This window comes from Oceanimonas sp. GK1 (assembly GCF_000243075.1).
Classification (GTDB): Bacteria; Pseudomonadota; Gammaproteobacteria; order Enterobacterales; family Aeromonadaceae; genus Oceanimonas.
This window is the reverse complement of the sequence record NC_016745.1, coordinates 3,171,373-3,191,970: the sequence shown is the minus strand read 5'-3', so window position 1 is coordinate 3,191,970 and position 20,598 is coordinate 3,171,373. Positions and strand designations below refer to the sequence as shown.

The window sequence follows — 20,598 nt, the reverse complement described above, 5'->3', positions numbered from 1 at the left end:
TATGAGCAATATTTCACCCACTATTTATTTTTTATGCCTTTTTTGAGTAAAAATATGCTCATTAAGATTTTTTCGCCACCAACAACGCTGTTCCCTGATCCCACGCAACTCCTTCCTGCCCGTGCTCGGCTAAGCTGAAGCCATGAATCTCAATGGAATCCGTTATGTCTGTTTTCTGCCGCATGCTGCTGTGCGTCTGTGCTCTGTTGCTGAACGGCTGCAAGCCCGCCGGGCCGGCGCCCTGGCTGGGCACCCTGGAGCGGGATCGCATTGAGCTGCTGGCGCCTGTGAGTGAGCGAGTGGTGGCGCAGCCGGTGGCGGAAGGGGAGCGGGTGACGGCCGGCACCCTGCTGGTGCAGCTGAACCCGGAACGCTTGCAGCTGGAGGTAAACCGCCAGCAGGCGCGGCTGCGTCAGGCCGAGGCAGGGCTGGCATTGTTACGGGCGGGCAGCCGGGCGGAAGACATTGCTGCCGCCCGGGCCGAGCTGGCACAGCAGCGAGCCTTGCTGCCGGAAGCCCGGCTAAGCCTTGAACGAGTGCGGGCGCTCACTTCCCGTCAGCTGGCCAGCCGAGCGGAGCGGGACCGGGCACAGGCGGAGTTTGATCGCCTGCGGGCTCAAATTGCGGCGGCCGAGCAGCGGCTGGCACGGACCGAGGCGGGCAACCGAACGCAGGAGATAGACACCGCCGAGGCGGCACGGGATGCCAGCCGGGTCGAGCTGGCGCTGGCCCGTTTTCGCCTGAATGAGCTCACCATCGATGCCAGCCGTAATGGCCTGGTGGAAAGCCTGCCCTACCGGGTGGGGGACAGGGTGCTGGCCGGGGCCGTGGTGGCGGTGCTGGAAACCGACACGGCGCCCTATGCCGAGGTGTATGTGCCGGCGCCGGCGCGCACCGGGCTGCATATTGGTGATGCCATGGGGGTATGGGTAGAAGGCGTGAGCGAGCCCTATCGCGGGCGGCTGAGCTGGGTAGCCAGCGAGCCGGTGTTCGGCCCTTATTATGCGCTCAGTGAAGGCGAGCGCAGCCGGCTGATGTACCTGGCCCGGGTGCAACTGCCCGCCGCGGCGGTGACGCTGCCGTCCGGCGTGCCGGCGCAAGTGTTGCCGGAGGCACCATGAGTGAGCTGGCCATTGAAACTCAAGGGCTGACCCGGCGTTTTGGCGAGCTGGTAGCGGTCGACCGCCTCGACCTGGCCATTCCGGCCGGCACCATCTACGGCTTTCTCGGCCCCAACGGCAGCGGCAAGTCTACCTGTTTGCGCATGCTCACCGGCCTGCTGTTGCCGTCCGACGGCCAAATAACGGTGCTGGGGCTGCCGGTGCCACAGCAGGCCGAGGCCCTGCGCCGGCGGGTGGGCTACATGACCCAGCGCTTTTCCCTCTATGAAGACTTGTCGGTGCAGGAAAACCTGGCCTTTGTGGCCCGGGTGCAGGGGTTGGGTGGCCGCCAGGCGCGGCAGCGCATTCACGAGCTGCTGACCACTCACGATCTTGCGGATCTGTCCGGCCAGCTGGCGGGCTCCTTAAGTGGCGGTCAGCGCCAGCGGCTGGCCCTGGCGGCGGCCATCGTACACAGGCCCGACTTGCTGTTTCTGGACGAACCCACCTCGGCGGTGGATCCGGAAAACCGCCGCGATTTCTGGGAAAAGCTGTTCGACTTGTGTGACACCGGCACCAGTATCGTGGTCAGTACTCACTACATGGATGAGGCCGAGCGCTGCCATGGTCTGGCCATTCTGGATCAAGGCGTTAAGCGGGCCGACGGCTCCCCGGAGCAGCTGATGAACACCCTGGGCGCCACGGTAGTGGAAGTGCTCACTACCGATCTGCGCGAGCTGAAACGGGCGCTGCTCGCGCTGCCCGAGGTGCGCTCCGCCGCCCAGCTGGGGTTGCGCCTGCGCGTGCTGGTGGATGGCCGCATCGAGCAGCCGGTGGCCTGGCTGCGCCGGCAGTTGCCCGCGCGCCTGGCTGACGCCGAGCTGACCCCCGTGCGGCCCAGCCTGGAAGACGTGTTTGTGAGCTGCACCGGGGCAAGTGCATGAGCCTCGCCGTTCGTCTGCGCCGTATTCAGGCCATCATGGTCAAGGAGTTTCGCCAGCTGTCCCGGGATCGGCTCACCTTTGCCATGGTGATCATGGTGCCGCTGCTGCAGCTGCTGCTGTTTGGCTACGCCATCAACACCAAGGTGCGGCATATTCCGGCGGTGCTGGTGGATCAGGCGCAAACCGGTGATAGCCGGGCACTGGCGGCGCGGTTGGAGGCCGGCGGTTTGGTGATCTTTACCGAGCGGCTGGCCCGGCCGGCCGAGGCCGAGGTGGCCATTGTGGCGGGGCGGGCGAGGGCGGCCCTGGTGCTGCCGGCGGATCTGGCGCGCCGGCGTCAGGATGAACGGCCGCTGGGCCAGTGGCTGGTGGACGGCACGGATCCGCTGCTGGCCGGTGCGCTGCTGCGCCAGGCGGCGTTGCCGGAAATTCCGCCCCGACCCGGGGTTAATGCACCCTTTGCGGTGACCCTGCTGTTCAACCCGGAGCAGCGGGCGGCGGTGAATATTATTCCGGGGCTGATCGGGGTGATCCTTACCATGACCATGGTGCTGTTTACCGCCCTGGCGGTGGTGCGTGAGCGGGAACGGGGCAACCTGGAGTGGCTGATCACCACTCCGGTCACGCCCATGGAGCTGATGATTGGCAAAATCGTGCCCTACATTTTTGCCGGTCTGGTGCAGCTGGTGATCATTGTGGCGCTGGGTGTTGCCCTGTTTGATGTGCCCATGAACGGCAGCCCGCTGCAATTGTTGCTGGCCACCCTGTTGTTTATTGCCGCCAGCCTGGTGCTGGGGCTGGTGATCTCCACCCTGGCCCGCAACCAGCTGCAGGCCATGCAGATGACGGTGTTCGTGCTGATGCCGTCCATTTTGCTCTCGGGCTTCATGTTCCCCTACGAGGGCATGCCGATCATTGCCCAGTGGCTGGCCGAGGCCCTGCCCGCCACCCACTACATGCGCCTGGCCCGGGGCATTTTGCTGCGCGATGCCAGCCTTGCCACCCTGGCCCCCGACGCCCTCTGGCTGGCCGGCTTTACCCTGCTCGGCCTGATGGTGGCCGCCCGCCGTTTTCACAAGCGGCTGGATTGACTGGCCTGCTCCACCTTTCGCGCTTGCATGAGGGAGTCTGGTTCATCATTTTTATGTGTATAGTCTGTCGAGTGACAGGGGGGGATTATGTCGATAGAAAAGCGCGAGTATCCAACTATACAGCCCGCAACAGCATTAGGGCGTGCTTTGGTGGCTTTTTTTGATGTGCTGGAACCATTGTTTGCTGATGGGAGTAAAGGGATATTTCAGGTGATAGTTTTTGGTGGCTGTGCAGTTCATGTGCATACTCAAGCGCGGGGCAGCGCAGATGTTGACGCTGAAGTTGCCTCTCATGGCTATGCGAGTAAATCTGATATTGTCGCTCTTCTGAATGAAGACGCCTACGTGTATTCAAATGAAGAAGGGGTGTTGCAAATGTTGGAGCTGGATACCAGCTTCAACACGACCTTAGGGCCATTGCACGAAGATTATGAAGATCGTGTGATTCGACTGATGACTCAAAGCAGCGTACCCAATGTTGAGGTCTATGTTGCCAGTGCGGTTGACGTGGCTATATCAAAGCTGGGCCGGTTCAGTGAGCGTGATCGATTGGATATTCAGGCATTACTGCAACTTCCGCATGTTAGCTCTGCTGAGTTTGAGCGTTTGGCTCAGGAAGCCATCAGCTACTATGTTGGCGAGCCAACCCGTATACTGTGTAACATGAAAATGGTACTGAATGATTATTACAGTGAAGGCAGCAGCCAGTGAGTATATCTTATACAAAAAAAAGGTTATATCGCGTAGGCTTGCATCCTCTTGGAAGCGCTCTGGAAGATGTGAAACAGCTTGCTTACGCCGTTTGGTATCGTGGTTACCAGCCAACTCAAACGGAACTGGAACGATTGCGGGATGTGATGACTTGTGAGCAGTTTCAGCGCGTGCTCTGTGTGCTTGAGCTGCTCAGTCAATATCCTGTCTGTTACCGTGAAAATGCACTTTATCTTCAGAAGCTTACACATGATTTCCATTCACGGTTAATGGGGGACGATACCCCACTGGCTCTGGGACGTTATTCTCCCAGTAAACGCTGGGGTTTAAAGGATACAACTGCTTCACTGCGCCAGGCACTGCTCCCTCTGCAAACCCGAACCTATGCAGATGCTACAGGCCGCCAACACGGTTTAAGTGCTTGAGTACAAAGTAACGTGCAGGCTGCTCGCGTATAGAAAGTCCGTATCAGTGCCGCAGGCGCTCAAAAAGGTTTATTGGAACGCAGGCACCTTGCCTGCATTAGCGCCGCAGGCACTTAAAAGCGTTGCCGCTTCGCGACAAATTGCGGGCGAGCCGCCCGCGCTCCAATAAAACCCGCCCCCATCACCAGGGCGTAGCCCGCTTCCAGCCCCAATGACACAAACACACCGGCACACAGCAGGGTGGCCACCACCGCCAGGGCGCGCCAGCAGCCGCAAAGCAGTTTCACGCCGGCAATCATTGCCAGCAAATACACCAGCACAAAGTTGCCGTTGGCGTAGCGCATCAGGGTTTCCAGCGGCAGTTGGAAGAGCCAGGCGGCCAGCACGCACAACACACTGGCGCCTACCACCCAGCACAGGGCGGCAAAGGGGGCGCCGTGGCGGTTGAGCCGGGCCAGGGGGGCCGGCAGCTTGCCTTCGTCGGCCATGCTCCACAGCAGCCGGCCAAAGCCCTGCACATAGAGGTTGAGGCTGGCAAAGCAGGCGGCATAGCCCACCAGGGCGGCAACCCAGCGGCCCGGCTCGCCAAACAGCATGGCCAGCAGCACCGGAAAGGAGGTGGTGTTGGTGCGCTCGTCACCAAACAGACCAAACTTCACCACCGCCATGGCGTAGGCAAAGTAGATAAAGCCCGCCAGCAACACGCCGAACAGCAGCGCCAGGGGAAAGTCCCGCTCCGGCCGGCGGAATTCCTCGCCCATGTGGGTAAAGGCTTCCAGCCCCACAAAGCACCAGAACATCACCGCCAGCACGGCGGGCAGGGCGCCCCAGCTCACCGAAGACGTTGCCGGCAGGGTGGCGGCGGCGCTGGTTGCTAGATCCCCGGTCAGCCACACCGCCACCAGCAGGCCGACAATGGTCACCGCAATCAGCAGCTGCACCAGGCCCGAGGCGCCGCTGGGGCGGCTGCCGAGCACCAGCACCAGGGCGAGGGTGGCCAGCTGAACCAGCAGATCGCCGGTATCATTGAGCGGAAACAGCGCATGCCAGAAGCCGGTGGTGAGGGTGAGCATGGCGGGCAGGCCCACCGGCAGCACCGCCAGAAACAAAAACGCCGCCAGCTTTTCCATCGGCAGCCCCAGCGCCCGGCCAATCAGGTGCGGCGCGCCGCCGGCGTGGGGGTAGGCCCGGCCCAGGCGGGCAAAGGTGAAGGCCACCGGCAGCACCAGCACCATCAGCAGCAGCCAGGCCCAGAGTGAGTCTTCCCCCGCCAGGCCGGCAGCCACCGCCGGCACCACGAAAATACCGCTGCCCAGCAGCGAGGTGGCCATCATGCCGGTGCCGTAGCCCAGCCCCAGTTGTTTATGCAAACGTCCCATTGAGTTTCGAATCCGTATTCAGGAATTCTGATATATTAGCGCCACAACATACCAACCCGACTCGGCACTATGACGCTTTCGGTCGGCGAAACGTCGCTTTTGCCCGACGTTTGTCCGGCAGCGTGAAAATAGAGGTAGCAGTGGACAAGTTCGACCGGAAAATCCTGTCTTTGTTAACGGAAAACGCCCGCATGGCGGTGGCCAGCATTGCCCGCGAGGTCAGCCTGTCCCGCTCGGCGGTGTCGGAGCGCATCAAGAGCCTGGAAGAGCGCGGCATCATCAGGGGCTACCATGCCCGGCTGGGCCGGCCTCAGGGGCTGGTGCGCGCCTATTTCGCCCTTTGCTACCATGTGCGCCAGTGTGAGCAATATGCCGAGGCCCTGCGCGCCGTGCCCGAGATCAAGCTGTGCTATACCATCAGCGGCGAAACCGACATGCTGGTATATGTGGAGGCGGAGTCCATGGAGCGGCTCGACGCCATTCGCCATCTCATTGAACACACTCCCCATATCAAGACGGTGCGCACCCACATGATACTGGGCGAGGTGATCAATACCCTGTCCTGAGGCCATATCATGCCCATCTGCAAGGTTCACTGGCTGGGCCAGCTGTTCAACCATCCCTTTACCGCCGCGGAGCCGGTGAGCGGCGGGGTGGCGCTGCACCTCAGGCGTGAGCGTCACACCATCGACTGGAGCGAGATGATCACGCCGCCGCTGCTGGAGCAGGGCCGGTTGTTCCGCCAACTGGTGCTCAACTGCCACCAGGGCCAGCTGGTGTGCGCCTGGCTGCCTCAGGGCCGGGCGCACCTGTTGGTTGAGCGACTGGCGTTGGGCTGGTTTGAGTATCACGCGGCCCGGGTGGTGCCCCTGGCCGAGCGCTGCCTGGCGCTGCTGGAAGCGGGCTACCTGCGCTGGTCTCGCTGGCAGCAATTGCAGGACTGGGTGGCGGCAGAGCCGGTGCACTGGAGCGAGCACCCCCTGCCCGCGGGACTGAGCGACCGGGCCCATGCCGCCTTTGAGCTGGTGGCGACCCTGCAGCAGGCCGATGACCACTGGCGCGAGCACTGCCGGCAGGAGTACTGCGAGCAGGCGCTGGCGGCGCACAAGGCGCTGTTCGACACCCTGGAAGCCCATCCACTCACGGCGGCCCAGCGGCTGGCCTGCGTCACCGATGAGGATCACAATCTGGTGCTGGCCGGTGCCGGCTGCGGCAAAACCAGCGTGATGGCGGCGCGCACCGCCTTTTTGCTGGCCTCCGGCCAGGCCGGGCCCGATGAGCTGCTGCTGCTGGCCTTTGGCAACGAAGCGGCGGCGGAAATGCGCGAGCGGCTGGCGCGCCGGCCCGAGAACGCCGGCGTGCAGGTCAGCACCTTTCACGCCCTGGGGCTGATGATCATCGGGCAGGCAACGGGCGCTACCCCGGCCCTGAGCGAGCTGGCGCAAAACGAGCAGGTCAAACTCCGCACCTTTGCCCGCTGGCTGGAGCAGCTGGCCGGTGAGGAAAGCTACGGCCTGCAATTGCTGGCCTGGCTGCGCCAGCACCGTTTTCAGACCGTGCCCGCGCCGGATTTTGCCCGCCTGGCGCGGGAATGGGCGCCGCTGGTGGCTGCGCTCAAGCTCTATGGCGAACCCGAGCACACCACCCCGGAGCAGGAAACGCAGCTGGCACTGGTGCGCCCCTTGCTGGCCCGTTACCAGCAGCACTTGCGCGATGCCGGTGACATTGATTTCGACGATATGATAGAGCAGGCCACCGAGCTGGTGCGCGGCGGCCGCTTTGCGGTGCCCTGGCGCCATCTGCTGGTGGATGAGTTTCAGGATATTTCCCGGGAGCGGGCCGAACTGCTGCTGGCGCTGCGCGATGCCACACCCGAGCTGTCGCTGTTTTGCGTGGGCGACGACTGGCAGGCCATTTACCGCTTCAGCGGCGCCGATGTGCGGCTGACCACCGACTTTGCCGGTTTCTTCGGGGCCACCGCCGTGACCGCCCTCGACACCACCTTCCGCTTTAACAACGTGATTGAAAAAGTGGCCAGCCGTTTTGTCACCCGCAACCCGCAGCAGTTGCCCAAGACCCTGGGTACCCTTAAGCGCAGCGAAGGCCCCTGTGTGCACGTACTGCCGGTGGCCGATGACGAGACCATGGACACGGTAGCCCGGCTGCTGGGGCAGATTGCCGCCCAGCGGCCCAATGCCTCCGTTTACCTGCTGTCCCGCTTTCGCTTCAGCCTGCCCGACGACGCCCTGCTGGCGGGTTGGCGCAAGCGCTTTGCCGGCCTGCAAATCGACGCCCAGACCCTGCATGGCGCCAAGGGCAAGGAGAGCGACTGCGTGATCCTGCTGGGGCTCACCCGTGGCCGTTACGGCTTTCCACCGGAGAAAAAGCAGGCCGCCCTGCTCGATGCCCTGCTGCCCGTTGAAGAGGAGTTTCCCCACGCCGAAGAGCGCCGGCTGTTTTACGTGGGCCTCACCCGGGCTCGAGATCAGGTGTTTCTGCTCGCCGACCGGCAACTGCCGTCGCCGTTCGTCAAGGAACTGCTGGAAGGAGGCTATTCTGGGGTAAGTCGTTGGGAAGGTAGGCTATAACCTTCTCTCCAGACAAAAAGAGATTTGTAAAGCTGGCTGCTTAAGTGGCTTATGGTTTGTCTATTTTTTGTTCAGTTACTATGTTTGAGTAACCAGCGGCGGAAAAGAGGACATGACCCATGAACCACAAAAACTCACAGTTCCCTTACGCCAATGTCAAAAAACTCAGAGTAACCAGCATAGCAGTGCTCATTGTCAGTTTGCTGGGGTGTGGAGCAACAGAGAACGGAAGCTTTACCGGAGCCGATGCGCTTGGCGGCGTTATTGGTGGTGTTACCGGCGCATTGATCGGTTCGCAGGTTGGCGGTGGAAGTGGCCGGATCCTGGCCACCGGAGCCGGTGCCATAGCGGGCGCCTTTATTGGCCGTGAAATTGCCCGGCATCTCAGTCGTTCAGGTCAACAGCAGTTGGCCCAGGCCAATACTCGTGCACTGGAAACTGGACAACCTCAGGTATGGCGGGATCCCGAAACCGGTGCTACTGGGCGAACCGAAGTTACTCAGCGTACTACGGCTCGGGAGCAGGTTCCCGTTCGTGTGAAGAAGGATCGTATTGATCAAATGCCCCCGATTGACCTTATTGGCTCAACTTATATCGCGACGGCCGGCAGTAATGTGCGTGGTGGACCTGGCACCGACTATCGAAGTGTAGGCGGCTTAAGTGCCGGGCAGCGGGTGCATGTTATCGGTAAGGTACAAAACAAAAACTGGCTCCTGATTTCCGAAGACGGCGCAGCCAATGGCTTTGTCGCAGCTCAACTCCTTCAGCCGGCTCCTGCAGCGCAACAGGTTTCATCAGCCACAGCACCGGCTACCACTGGTGAAACGGTAATGGTGGATGCTAACCGTACCTGTAGCCTTAACACTACCAAGGTGACTCAGCCCGATGGCTCGGTAACGGAAGATCGCATTCGCATTTGCGAAGGGCCGGATGGTTATGTGATTGAAGATGCCTGATCTCAGATATAAGAGTAATGGTTATGAATGCAGTTAATTTTTTTTCATTTTTCCATTTCGCAACTCGCATGTTTATTCTGGTTACTCTTGTATTATCGAGCCCAGCAATGTCGGCCGAGCGTAATGTTGCCAGCTTTGCCGATATGAACGCTACCACGGATGCTGAAAACTGGTGTGATACGACCGTAAATGTAAAAATAACTGCTACTGACCGAGAGTCATTAATAACACTAAGCCGAAACCTTCAGTTGCTGGCAGGAGGGGTGAGGCAAATACTGAATATGAATTGCCCGCAGCTGAAAATATTACGACTTACCGGATACAGTAACGATTCAGTCGTGGCTCGATGGCTTCAGTATGACGATGGTAAGTTTAAAAAAATTGGGCTAGAAGCCGGTGAAAATTCGCATGTTAACACTGAACCAGCCTCATCGGTATCACCGCAGCTTACCAAGCGCCAAAAGATTAGAGAAGCCCAACAGTTACTTGCTCGTCTGGGTTATGAGCCCGGTCCTGCTGATGGTATGATGGGCAGCCGAACCCGCAGTGCAATTCGTGATTTTCTGCGTGACAACGATATGCCACTGGTTCGTGAAGTGAACGATAATCTGCTTGCCAGCTTACGTGTTGCACAGTGTGGAAATCAGACCGGGTGTAATGGTGGTGTTATGCCATCGACAATGCCAGTTTCATCAGAAGCTGGACAGCCTGTGATTCCTTCATCTGATGAGGCATCCAAGTTAACTTATTCATCTTCTGACGCTATTATTCTTGAGAGTGTTTTTGGAGAAAAACTTCCTACACGTCAAGGAAGACTGATCGTGCGTGGGCCCATGATCGAAAGAAAACTTATACCTGAATCTGCATCTGACTTGATTGGGAAAGTTGCCTTATTTATTTTATTGAAACAGAAACCATCAATCATTGATGATGATAGCCAAGCCGAGCGTTTCTTTAAACTGCTAACGGACCAGGAGCAGCAACAGATTGCTCGAAAGGCGGGAGTTGACCCCAAAAAATTAGTTGGTAGTGAAGTGACACTACCTCATCATATATTTGATGAATTTGAGAGGAGGTCCTTGCTTAATCAATTTAGAAAGGAAGCTCAATCCTTACAGTCCATTAAAGCCCCATTTTTACCAATGCCTCTGACTGTTTTTTGTTTTGTACATATTCGTGAGTATGACTTTGAGAGGGAAGTATTTACTTTGTTTGGGCACTCGAATGACTCACCTCCCTGTACAAGTGTGCCTGTTGACAAGGTTGATGGTTTTAATTTTATTGTGAATGCACCTATAGCAGCATATAAGCTTCCGGCAGAAGTTTCTGTACCATTAAATGATGCCCGTGACTTTAAGAAAATGTACTTTTCCCCTCCCGTGAGTATAGGGAACACATTGGGTACATTTTATCGGAATAATGCACTTTATGCTGTTGATGTGACACTAACTGCTATACATGAATCACCAGGTAGAGGTGCTCGATATTTTAATTTTGAAACAGTCGTTGAAGGTGTGCAGTTATTTCGACCGCACAGTCATCTATCGGAACCCTTTCTTCGTCTTGATCCATTGCCACTTCCATCCCTGGAAACGGTATCTGCATCCCCTGATGGTGAAGTATATGCAGACAACCCGGATACACTCGGTTTGTTGCTATTGGCTAATGAGCAGCTTGATCTGGTTGGCAATGGAATTCGTCAGTGGATAAGGGGCCGTATGCATGAGGAAGCCATTCAGCGGGAAAGAGTGAAGCGAGGTGAGCCGCCTACTCCCTGGGCTGCATTCTTTCCTCCGGATTTAACGTTGGCCTTGCGAGATCGCGATGCGGTAGTGCCTTCATGGCTGATTACCAACTTTGCCGAGTGGACCCGGGCCCGGGCAGCCGCGTTGCCGGACACTCTGTGGATTGAGACCAATCATGCGAGTAGAGACTACCTGACAGGCAAGGAGAATGGTAGTCAGGTTTTTGTGTTTGCCAAGCCCGGCACCAGCAGTGTGAAAAAGTACGAGGAATTCTCCAGGCGTTTGCAGGTGTCTGAAGACCGTCTGGTTATCCCGCGCCGCTGGGGGAAGGGGCAGGTTTTCGGACTTGATGAGGAAGTAGAACTGGTGATGGTACTGCCTGAGCCAAGAGACGCATATACCCTTGTGCTGGCACCAAAGTCAACAGAGAAGGAAGAGTTTCTGACACTTGCCGCCGGCCTTGAGATGGGCAGTATTCGTCTTGAGAGGGCCTCATCCGGCACGCCTTTGATTGTGATTGAAGCTGTACCCAGGTCAGCGAAAGCTTTTGTCAAAACTGCTGGCCAACAGAGGCAGTCGCTTGCATCAACCACCTTTGAGGTTATGCCCACAGAGCCGGTACCTTCCGGACCCGCTTTAGTTAAGCCAGCGAAAACCGATAGTCCGCAACCGTTTTCTGCCGAGGTGGCTGACCTGCTGCAGCTGAAATATCTGCCGGACACAGTAGATGACGCCATGCTCAGGCGCATGATGCTCAGTCGTTTCAGTTATGAGAAAGTAGCCCCGGCACCTGTTCCTGGCGGGCGTTTTTTCACCGATTTTTCTCAGCCGCCTGCACCGGAACAACTGACGGAGCGGCTGGCCGAGTTTAAAGCCTGGAGTATGAAACGCATTGCGCAGTTGCCCGAACGGCTGACCGTGAGGCTCCGTTTTGATAATGGCGTGGCACAGAATGAGGTTTATGGTAATCAGTCTCACCGTATTACCTGTGATCAGGCACGGCGAAGCAAGGAGCGTGGCGAAGCGCTGACTGAAAGCCTGAGCATGCAGCTCAGACTGTGTGATTTTCTGGGTGTCTCTTGGGCGCGCCCAGATTCGGTGTTGTGGTTGCGTAACTCGAATTACAGCCCCGATTTTATTGCTAATCGTGGTAACGGCCCTCGCTATGAATGTAGTGGTCATGAAGATCCTTACTGTCGAGCAATGCAGAAGGTGCTTAAGCAGGGCGCCGGTAATAAGGCAATTTATTATCGTGATTTGATCCGCATTGACCGCCTGCCGGTGTTGAAAGCTGATCACCGGAAGATAAGAAGTGGCCTGGTACTGGAGATTGAGCTGCAGCCAACCGGTGCCACAGTACCCGAGGTCTGGCCAGATACTTCCTGGCTTGAAGCCCTGCGTGAGGCTCAGCCCTTTGCCCAACGCTTTGGGTTATCTTTGGGATCTCCTCCTGATGAGCCGGTCGCCAATCCCGCCAACACCCTGTTGTTTGAGGCCAGGACTCTGGCTGCCCGGTTAGTTGATCGCGACACTGGCGAGGTGCGGTTCGAACTTGAACTCGCCAATCCCTTATCCTTACCGGTTGCATTGCTATCGGCACCGGATCCCGAATCGAAGCCAGATCTGGACATACTCGGTATTAAGCTGGGAATGAGTTTTGATGAGGCAGAGCTGCTTATCCGCAAACATATGCCGGTGGGACGCATGCTGGTTGCAGACCGTGTGCACCAGACCACTACTCTGGCAGGCAAGCTGGAAGCTTACAGCTCCGGTCGAATGTATATTTCTGAGAACGAACAGGAAATGATTACGTTGTTTGATGAGCCTCCGGCAGCATCTGGTAAGGTGGTGGCTATTCGCCGGCAAATGCGTTTCTCTCCAAAAAGCATTAACCTGATTGGAATTAAGTCATCGCTAGAGCAGCGCTATGGATCGCCGATATTTTCTCGTACAACCAATAGCTTCGGTCGTAGCGGCCTTGATTTCATCTGGGCTGAATTTGAACCCAGTCAGATGTGTCAGGGAGTTACGATACGTAATGAAAGTTTCTGGATGGATGGTGACAAGCAGGCTACTCCGCCCAGCTCGATTGGTCAGCATCGCTACCCCGATATAGCCACGGGTAATTTCAGGTTTATTGGAAGCAATGATGAGGTCAGCCAGATATACGGGCAACAAAGTTTCTGTCCACTGATGCTGGGAGCCAGTATTACTCAGCCCCTGAATCCGGTCACACCAACCCGGCAGACCCGCTATTCTAACCCCACTCAGGATCATGATGAAATAGTGATCTGGCTGCACGACCAGCGTCGATATGCCAAATTGTTTGCGGAAAGTTATGAACGCAGTGATGAGCTGCTAAGTGAAGTGTCGTCTGAAGAAACTAAGGAGAGCAGTATCGCCTTTTGATGTTGATAGCGTCATCTGACTATTATTGCCAAATCTTTAGTGGAGTATTTATGCAGTCAGTTATCCGGTGCGAGCTTGTATTTTTTAGGCGGGTTATTTTGATGTTCTCTGTGCGAGGACTGCTGGTGCTGACTTTCGCCTTATTATTCGCCGGAGCGGTTTCGGCCGGTGAACTGACAGGGCGATGGTCCGGAACTTACGACTGTGGTTCCATTTCCGATAACCCATTTTCATTGCTTGTTAATCCTTCTAATAATGAGCGGGGTGAACTCCTGCAAGGAGAGTTTCGTTTTGCCGTTTTTGACACGGCCAATGAAGAGGGTGTTTTTCGAGTGTTGGGGCGTTTTAATGAGGCGTCGAAGGAGTTTCATTTTACTCCACAGGAATGGATTAAGCGACCCGAGGGGTATACAGCCCTTGGTTTTGATGGAAAGCTTCACAGTAATGGTTTCTACATGGAGGGAAAAATTAGAGGAGGGTGCGGCAATTTTTCGGCTCAGCGTGAGGGCGCACCCGCCTTTTTACCATCTGCAGTCGGGGTTACTTCAGCCAGTGGGGGAGTTTTGCAAGGAGTATGGGAAGGCAATATCAGTTGTAAAAATGAGGCTCAGTGGCCATATCGGCTGACACTGTTTCAGCATGGTAATGAGTTGATTGGCAGTTACTTTCTTGACTGGCCACACAGCAAGGAATTCGTTCAGCTTCATGGGCTTGCGTCTGGTCATGCGGATAACAGCGGAAAGCTATCTCTTGGTCATCGTATGTGGCTAAGCAATAGTAAAAATCGCTTTGGCGTAAACTTAAGTGTGTCGCCTAACGGAGACCAGCTTTCAGGCCAGGTGGATGGTCTGCCAGTGAACTACCACTGCAATAGCATTAGTCTGCAGCGTAGTAGCGACGCCTTTCTTCCGGACTATTCTGGGGGAGCAATTGAAGGCACCTGGGCTGGTTATATTAACCGCAGAGCCCGGAAGCAAAATGTGCCTGTTTCACAGTGGGTGAGCGAGCTGCCCAATGTAACACAGATAACCCTGACCCTGGCCTCGGATAATCATGCGCCGCTTGGGCTTTATTCCGCCTCGGCACCGATGGACGAGCCACCCGTTCAGCAAGATCGTTACGTTTATCGGTTGCAGCCGCTGACCACACTGGCTGATGGGAAAATCGTTTATGTCCCTCTGGGAGTAGAACGGGCGGAAGGACTATTCAGCAACCTTCCTGCACATTACTTGCGTGACCCTTTTATTATATTGCTGGAACCTGATGAAAATCAGGTGCTGCACGTTACCCGCCGTAATCGGCATCATCAGGATGATACGTTTCAGCTTTTGCCACTGCAGGGGGCTGCCCTTGCTGCCATTCAGCGTGGCGAAGCGCCGGCGGTGTCTATGGGGAGTTTGGGGGGCGAACTGGCGCAGGTGCATTCGCTCGATCAGCAGTGTCAGGTTCTGCTTGACTGGGCAACTCCTTTTGGCACCGAGCATGAGATCAGTAGAATGACAGGGACCGACATGCAGATCGCCGCATTACCACTGGTGGAAGATGATGTGTTTGAGCCGGTTTTCGGGCTTTCCTTGATGTTGACCACAGAAGTGGAGCGTATGGCCATCTACCAGCTTGCTCAGAGTTGTTCAAGGCGAGTGAATGACCCGCGCCCATTCAAGTTGGCCGATATTTTTGATCGTGACTTTGAATATGAACGGCTGCAGGCACAAATAATGAATCGTAGTCAGACCGCGCTGTGGTTGAAAGAAAAAATGGCCGATATAGCATCGCTGAATGATAACCGTGCTTCTCTGGCGCAGGTTAATACCATTGAGCGGGAATTACGCAGTAAAAAAGCTGAGCTGAACGCTTCCGACCTAGAGAGAATGAATCGAATTATCAGTGGCAAACGGCGATCAATTACACTGGCCGAATTTATGCTGAGTGTAGAACGTATTCCTAATATGGCTCAGGATAACTCAACTTTGGTACGGCTAAAGCAGTTGTTTGATGAAGCCGAAGGGCTTCGCCTTCCTGCAGACTTACAACAAAAGTTAACTCAGCTGGCCAGTGATAAGGCCTTGAAGGTCCTGACACCGCAGTTGCTGCAGGCACAGACGGAGCTAGCTGAAAGCCGTATGTCACCCGAATCTCTGGCGGCCTTGACTCATCATCAGCGACGACTGAGCCAACTCAGAAGCAATCTGCCGCTTTCGATTAAACAACGCATTGATTTCGACATCATTCCTGCTCTTGATAAACGGCGCAGAGTCATGATTGAAAATGATCAGATTCAAAGTGCAATCAGTGCCATGCTCTTTGAGGCCAAACCGGGAGATGGCAACCCCGAAAGGATGATTCGTGGTATTGCACTGCGTTATGTCGATGAGCAAGATCTGATAGGGGTAACGCCATTGGCAATGGCAGTCAGGAAGGCCACTGAGCAACTGGAGCTGCGTTCGGTAGGGCTGGTTGATCATTCAACAGAGCAAATACCGGGGGCGCCCAGCGCAGAAGATATGTTCTTTGCTGTCAAAGCGAAGTTGGATCAGATTAACAGCAACCTGCAAAGTCAGTATGAGCGCTGCCAAAGAGGTGACTTCCAGAATGATCCTTTAAGGGCCATGAGTTGCCTGACTATCATGGCGGCAGGTCATGGACAGTCGGTGAGTGCTCGTATCACTCGTTTTGAAAAACTGGGCTGTGCAGACGACAGAGGGCAGGCCGGGTATGTATGCGACTATGTGATGGCCTTTGAAACCAGCAGCCCTTACACCAGAGATACCATGCTGGGGGATTTAATGGCCACTGGTGAGATCAGCCAGGGACGCTTTATGGCTTTGCGCGGTGGCTGGATGTTTACCCCGCTTCGCAGAGTTCGCTAAGCGAGGGTGCTTTCGGTTAATAGCTGTAATCATTTTTTTACACCTAGCATGCAGCTTTCACTTCTCTAAATACCCTCGGCTCTATACTTAACCCGCAAGGTTCGGGGGATAAAGGAGGGCATCATGGCGCAGAACCACCATCTTTGGGAAAATCCGCTGGGGACCGACGGGTTTGAATTTGTGGAGTATGCCTCCACCGAGCCCGAGCGGCTGGCGCGGCTGTTTGAGCGGCTGGGGTTTGTGGCTGTGTCCCGCCATCGCAGTAAAAACGTGACCCTGTACCGCCAGGGCGACATCAATTTTATTCTCAACGCCGAGCCCGACAGCCAGGCGGCGCGCTTCGCCCAGAGCCATGGCCCCTGCGCTAATGCCATGGCGTTCAGAGTGAAGGACGCCGCCGCCGCCATTCGCCGGTTGCAGGCCGACGGTGCCAAAGTGGTGCCGTCCGGCGCCGGCCCCATGGAGCTGCAAATTCCGGCCATTGAAGGCATCGGCGGCTCCCTTATCTACCTGGTGGACAGGTACGGCGATCACAGTATTTACGACGTGGACTTTCGCCCCATGGAAGGAGTGGAGCGCCATCCTCTCGGGGTGGGGCTGACCTATATCGATCATCTCACCCACAACGTGGCCCGCGGGCACATGGATACCTGGGCCGGGTTTTATCAGCGGCTGTTCAATTTTCGGGAAATCCGCTATTTCGACATCGAAGGCAAGCTGACCGGGTTGCGTTCCCGGGCCATGACCAGCCCCTGCGGCAAAATTCGCATTCCCATCAACGAGTCTTCCGACGAACACAGCCAGATCGAGGAATTTTTGCGTCAGTATAAAGGCGAGGGCATTCAGCATATCGCTCTTGGGACCGACGACATCTACTGCACCGTGGAGCAGTTGCGCGCCGGTGGCATGGGCTTTATGGATACGCCCGACACTTACTACGAGCGTCTGGACTCCCGTCTTCCCGGCCATGGCGAAGACCTGGCCCGGTTGCGGCAAAACCGCATATTAATGGATGGCGCGCCCACTCAGGGGCAGGGGCTGCTGTTACAGATCTTCACCGATACCGTCATCGGTCCCATTTTCTTTGAAATCATTCAGCGCAAGGGCAACGACGGCTTTGGCGAGGGCAATTTTCAGGCACTGTTTGAATCCATTGAGGAGGATCAGATACGCCGGGGCGTACTGAAGGCGGAATAACCTTCAGTTTTTGCACTCAGCCGTTTTTTATTTGAACACAAGCTGGCAAAATAGCAGGACATGCTGTCAGCCATTCTTTACACCTTTAGCCGGGGTGGCTGATATTGCCAACAGGCTAAAACAAGAATGGAGTGGGTGTGGTTAACAGTGCGCAGCAAGCCGGCGTTCGTCCGGCGCAGTGGTCCAGCCGGTTTGCCTTTATCATGGCGGCGGTCGGCTCGGCGGTGGGGCTTGGCAATATCTGGAAGTTTCCCTATATCACCGGTGAAAACGGCGGCGGTGCCTTTGTGCTGGTGTATCTGGCCTGCATCGCCGTTATCGGGCTGCCGCTGATGATGGCGGAAGTCATGCTGGGTCGCCGTGGCGGCAAGAGTCCCATCGGCACCATGGAGCGGGTGGCGGCCAGCGAAGGACGCAGCCGCGGCTGGGTGGGGGTGGGTATCATGGCCACCCTGGCGGCGTTTTTGATCCTGTCTTTTTACAGCGTGATTGCCGGCTGGACCATGCCCTATATCGTCTCGGCGGCCAGTGGGGAGTTCAGTGGTATCTCGGCGAACGACACCGGCGCCCTGTTTGAGGGGCTGCTGGCGTCTCCCGGCCAGCTGTTGCTGTGGCACTCGGTGTTTATGGGGCTGACGGTACTGGTGTCGGCGGGCGGGGTACGCCATGGTCTGGAGCGGGCGGTCACCAAGCTGATGCCGGCGCTGTTTGTGCTGCTGCTGATCCTGGTGGGCTATGCGATGACCACGGGGCACTTCGGTAAGGCGGCCGCTTTTTTGTTCCGGCCCGACTTTTCAGCGCTCACCGCCGAGGCGGTACTGGTCGCGCTGGGCCATGCCTTCTTTACCCTGAGCCTGGCCAGCGGCGCCATGATGGCCTACGGCGCCTACCTGAAAAAGGAAGTGTCCATCGCCCGCACTTCCGTGGTGGTGGCGATGATGGACACCGGGGTGGCGCTGCTGGCGGGGCTGGCGATTTTCCCCATCGTGTTTGCCAACGGCCTTGAGCCGGGGGCGGGGCCGGGGCTGATTTTTGTGACCCTGCCGGTGGCCTTTGGCCAGATGCCCGGTGGCAGCTTCTTTGCCACTCTGTTTTTTGTGCTGTTGCTGTTTGCGGCCTGGAGTTCGTCCATTTCCATGCTGGAATCGCTGGTGAGTTACCTGAACGAAAAAGGCGTAAGCCGGGTAAAAGCCGCCGTCGGCGGCGGCCTGCTGGCCTGGCTGGTGGGCATTACCACAGTGCTGTCGCTGAACGAATGGTCCGGCTTTACACCGCTGGACATGTTTGCGCGCTTTGAGGGCAAGACGTTGTTCGATCTGTACGACTACCTCACCGCCAATATCATGATGCCCCTGGGGGCGCTGTTTACCGCTTGCTTTGTGGGCTGGAAAATGAAGCCGGCGCACTCCGCCGCCGAGCTGGGCGGTTGGCACAAGCTGTGGTTTCCGGTGATCCGCTACCTGTCGCCCATTGCCCTGCTGATCGTGTTTTATTTCAACCTGAAATAAAAAAGCCCCGCTGAATGCGGGGCTGTTACCTGTTGCGGCAAGCTTAAACCTGAAACCTGGCCACCAGCTGATTGAGCTGTTCGGCCAGGCGGGCCAGATCGTTGCTGGAGGCGTTGGTCTGGTTGGCGCCGGCGGAGGTCTGTACCGACAGATCCCGTATGTTCACCAGGTTGCGGTCCACCTCCCGGGAGACCGAGGCCTGCTCTTCGGCGGCGCTGGCAATGGTCTGGTTCTGCTCGTTGATCTGCATGATGGCATCGGCAATCAGCGCCAGGGCCTCGCCCGCTTCCTGGGCGATTTGCCGGGTCTGGGCGCTGCGCTCGGTGCTGACCTGAATGGCGCTGACGGTGTCGTTGGTTTCGCTCTGAATGGCGTGCATCATCGCCTCAATCTCTTTGGTCGACTCCTGGGTGCGGTGGGCCAGGGCCCGAACCTCGTCGGCGACCACCGCAAAACCCCGGCCCGACTCACCGGCCCGGGCCGCCTCGATGGCGGCGTTCAGCGCCAGCAGGTTGGTCTGCTCGGCAATGCCGCGGATCACATCCAGCACGGTGCCAATGTCGCGCACTCTGGTGGCCAGGCTTTCCACGCCCTGGCGGGTGTGGCTAATTTCCTGCTCCAGCTCGGCAACGGTATTGATGGTGTGGGTCACCTTGTCACGACCGATACGGGCCTTGTCGTCGGCGGTGTCGGAGTTGTGGGAGGTGGCGGCGGCGTTACGGGCCACTTCTTCCACCGCCGAGGTCATTTCATTGACGGCGGTGGCCGCCTGCTCCAGCTCGTCGCTTTGTTGTTGCAGGGTGCGGGTAGACTGATCGGTGACCACGCTGAGCTCTTCGGCGGTGGAGGCCAGCTGGCTTGATGAATCGTTGATTTCCATGATGGTTTGTTTCAGCCGTTGCTGCATGGTGGCCAGCGCCCGGATCATGTCGCCGGCTTCGTCCCTGGCATCGTCGCTGAAGCGGGAGGTCAGGTTACCCGAGGCAATGGTGCCGCTCACTTCCACCGCCTTGCGAATGGGCAGCAGCAGGCTGCGGCTGAACAGCAGGGCCAGTACCACCACCAGGGCCATGGCCAGCACAATGGCCACCACCATGATGGTATTGGATCGGGCAATCATTTTGTTGGTGATGGCGGCGGCGTCATTGGCCCGCTGCTTTTGATAGGCGCCCAGTTCATTGAGGTGGCTGGTCACCAGCTGGCCGGTCTCGTTAAAGCCCTGATGGCGAAACTGCTCGGCACCGGCCAGGTCGCCGGCGCGGATCATGGCCAGCAGGCGCTGTTGCAGCTGGTCGTAGTCGGTCTTGCTGCTGACCACCTTTGCCAGCAGCTGATGGCCCTCGTCCGACTCAATGTGCTTTTCCATTTCCGCCATGTTTTTCTGATAGCTGCTTTCCAGCTCATTCAGGCGCACGAGCGCATCCTGCCGGCGCTGAGCGTCGTCGGCATAGAGCGCGTTGAGGGTGTACAGGCGGATCAGCAGGAAGTCCCGTCTGATTTCACCGACCTCGGTGGCCGCAGGAATACGCAGGCTGGCCATGACGTTGACTTCCTGACCGATGCGGCCCAGCTGCACGATGGCAACCAGCCCGAGCAGCAGGGTAATGAGACCCAGCATGCTGAAGGACAAGATGGATCTGGGGCCGATTTTAAGTTTTCTCAGCATGGCTGTACC

General features: G+C 57.3%; 14 protein-coding genes. 12 read left to right on the top strand and 2 right to left on the bottom strand.

Annotation, left to right across the window (positions count from 1 at the left end):
* Positions 1-164 precede the first annotated feature (164 nt).
* The 5 genes from GU3_RS15055 to GU3_RS17180 all read left to right on the top strand — a co-directional run bounded on the left by GU3_RS15055 (position 165) and on the right by GU3_RS17180 (position 4,271).
* Positions 165-1,121 (top strand): HlyD family secretion protein, encoded by a 957-nt coding sequence (locus tag GU3_RS15055; RefSeq protein ID WP_014293389.1) that lies wholly within the window; start codon positions 165-167, stop codon positions 1,119-1,121.
* Positions 1,118-2,044: an ABC transporter ATP-binding protein gene (locus tag GU3_RS15050; RefSeq protein ID WP_014293388.1), complete on the top strand. Its 927-nt coding sequence runs from the start codon at positions 1,118-1,120 to the stop codon at positions 2,042-2,044. Before GU3_RS15055 ends, GU3_RS15050 begins: the two co-directional genes overlap by 4 nt.
* Positions 2,041-3,135, top strand: a complete 1,095-nt coding sequence (locus tag GU3_RS15045) for an ABC transporter permease (protein ID WP_014293387.1) — start codon at positions 2,041-2,043, stop codon at positions 3,133-3,135. Before GU3_RS15050 ends, GU3_RS15045 begins: the two co-directional genes overlap by 4 nt.
* 87 nt (positions 3,136-3,222) lie before the next feature.
* Positions 3,223-3,846, top strand: coding sequence for a DUF6036 family nucleotidyltransferase (locus tag GU3_RS15040; protein ID WP_041543316.1), 624 nt, complete (start codon positions 3,223-3,225; stop codon positions 3,844-3,846).
* Positions 3,843-4,271, top strand: a complete 429-nt coding sequence (locus GU3_RS17180; RefSeq protein ID WP_148265923.1) for a hypothetical protein — start codon at positions 3,843-3,845, stop codon at positions 4,269-4,271. The genes GU3_RS15040 and GU3_RS17180 overlap by 4 nt, the downstream gene beginning before the upstream one ends.
* Before the next feature lie 113 nt (positions 4,272-4,384).
* Here GU3_RS17180 and yjeH read toward each other — a convergent pair whose 3' ends face one another.
* Positions 4,385-5,650 (bottom strand): L-methionine/branched-chain amino acid transporter, encoded by a 1,266-nt coding sequence (gene yjeH / locus GU3_RS15030; RefSeq protein ID WP_014293384.1) that lies wholly within the window; start codon positions 5,648-5,650, stop codon positions 4,385-4,387.
* A 140-nt stretch (positions 5,651-5,790) separates the two neighbouring features.
* Between yjeH and GU3_RS15025 the strand changes: the two genes are divergently transcribed.
* The 7 genes from GU3_RS15025 to GU3_RS14980 all read left to right on the top strand — a co-directional run bounded on the left by GU3_RS15025 (position 5,791) and on the right by GU3_RS14980 (position 18,923).
* Positions 5,791-6,216: an Lrp/AsnC family transcriptional regulator gene (locus GU3_RS15025; RefSeq protein WP_041543312.1), complete on the top strand. Its 426-nt coding sequence runs from the start codon at positions 5,791-5,793 to the stop codon at positions 6,214-6,216.
* A 9-nt stretch (positions 6,217-6,225) separates the two neighbouring features.
* Positions 6,226-8,238, top strand: a complete 2,013-nt coding sequence (locus GU3_RS15020) for a UvrD-helicase domain-containing protein (protein ID WP_014293382.1) — start codon at positions 6,226-6,228, stop codon at positions 8,236-8,238.
* Positions 8,239-8,357: 119 nt separating this feature from the next.
* Complete coding sequence (locus GU3_RS16895; RefSeq protein WP_083829483.1) at positions 8,358-9,194, top strand: SH3 domain-containing protein; 837 nt, start codon at positions 8,358-8,360, stop codon at positions 9,192-9,194.
* 23 nt (positions 9,195-9,217) lie between these two features.
* Positions 9,218-13,348 (top strand): peptidoglycan-binding protein, encoded by a 4,131-nt coding sequence (locus GU3_RS16890; RefSeq protein WP_158308472.1) that lies wholly within the window; start codon positions 9,218-9,220, stop codon positions 13,346-13,348.
* Positions 13,349-13,398: 50 nt separating this feature from the next.
* Positions 13,399-16,218 (top strand): hypothetical protein, encoded by a 2,820-nt coding sequence (locus GU3_RS17175; RefSeq protein ID WP_148265922.1) that lies wholly within the window; start codon positions 13,399-13,401, stop codon positions 16,216-16,218.
* Positions 16,219-16,341: 123 nt separating this feature from the next.
* The gene (gene hppD / locus GU3_RS14985; RefSeq protein ID WP_014293376.1) at positions 16,342-17,415 is read left to right on the top strand and encodes a 4-hydroxyphenylpyruvate dioxygenase; all 1,074 of its coding nucleotides are present in this window, start codon (positions 16,342-16,344) and stop codon (positions 17,413-17,415) included.
* A 137-nt stretch (positions 17,416-17,552) separates the two neighbouring features.
* Positions 17,553-18,923, top strand: coding sequence for a sodium-dependent transporter (locus GU3_RS14980; RefSeq protein ID WP_014293375.1), 1,371 nt, complete (start codon positions 17,553-17,555; stop codon positions 18,921-18,923).
* A 43-nt stretch (positions 18,924-18,966) separates the two neighbouring features.
* On the opposite strand, the gene GU3_RS14975 is transcribed toward GU3_RS14980, so the two are convergent.
* Positions 18,967-20,589 (bottom strand): methyl-accepting chemotaxis protein, encoded by a 1,623-nt coding sequence (locus tag GU3_RS14975; RefSeq protein ID WP_014293374.1) that lies wholly within the window; start codon positions 20,587-20,589, stop codon positions 18,967-18,969.
* Between the last annotated feature and the right edge of the window lie 9 nt (positions 20,590-20,598).

Coding starts and splice junctions, on each gene's coding strand:
- GU3_RS15055 (WP_014293389.1), top strand. CDS start 165: ATGTCTGTTTTCTGCCGCATGCTGCTGTGCGTCTGTGCTCTGTTGCTG.
- GU3_RS15050 (WP_014293388.1), top strand. CDS start 1,118: ATGAGTGAGCTGGCCATTGAAACTCAAGGGCTGACCCGGCGTTTTGGC.
- GU3_RS15045 (WP_014293387.1), top strand. CDS start 2,041: ATGAGCCTCGCCGTTCGTCTGCGCCGTATTCAGGCCATCATGGTCAAG.
- GU3_RS15040 (WP_041543316.1), top strand. CDS start 3,223: ATGTCGATAGAAAAGCGCGAGTATCCAACTATACAGCCCGCAACAGCA.
- yjeH (WP_014293384.1), bottom strand. CDS start 5,650: ATGGGACGTTTGCATAAACAACTGGGGCTGGGCTACGGCACCGGCATG.
- GU3_RS15020 (WP_014293382.1), top strand. CDS start 6,226: ATGCCCATCTGCAAGGTTCACTGGCTGGGCCAGCTGTTCAACCATCCC.
- GU3_RS16895 (WP_083829483.1), top strand. CDS start 8,358: ATGAACCACAAAAACTCACAGTTCCCTTACGCCAATGTCAAAAAACTC.
- GU3_RS16890 (WP_158308472.1), top strand. CDS start 9,218: ATGAATGCAGTTAATTTTTTTTCATTTTTCCATTTCGCAACTCGCATG.
- GU3_RS17175 (WP_148265922.1), top strand. CDS start 13,399: ATGCAGTCAGTTATCCGGTGCGAGCTTGTATTTTTTAGGCGGGTTATT.
- hppD (WP_014293376.1), top strand. CDS start 16,342: ATGGCGCAGAACCACCATCTTTGGGAAAATCCGCTGGGGACCGACGGG.
- GU3_RS14975 (WP_014293374.1), bottom strand. CDS start 20,589: ATGCTGAGAAAACTTAAAATCGGCCCCAGATCCATCTTGTCCTTCAGC.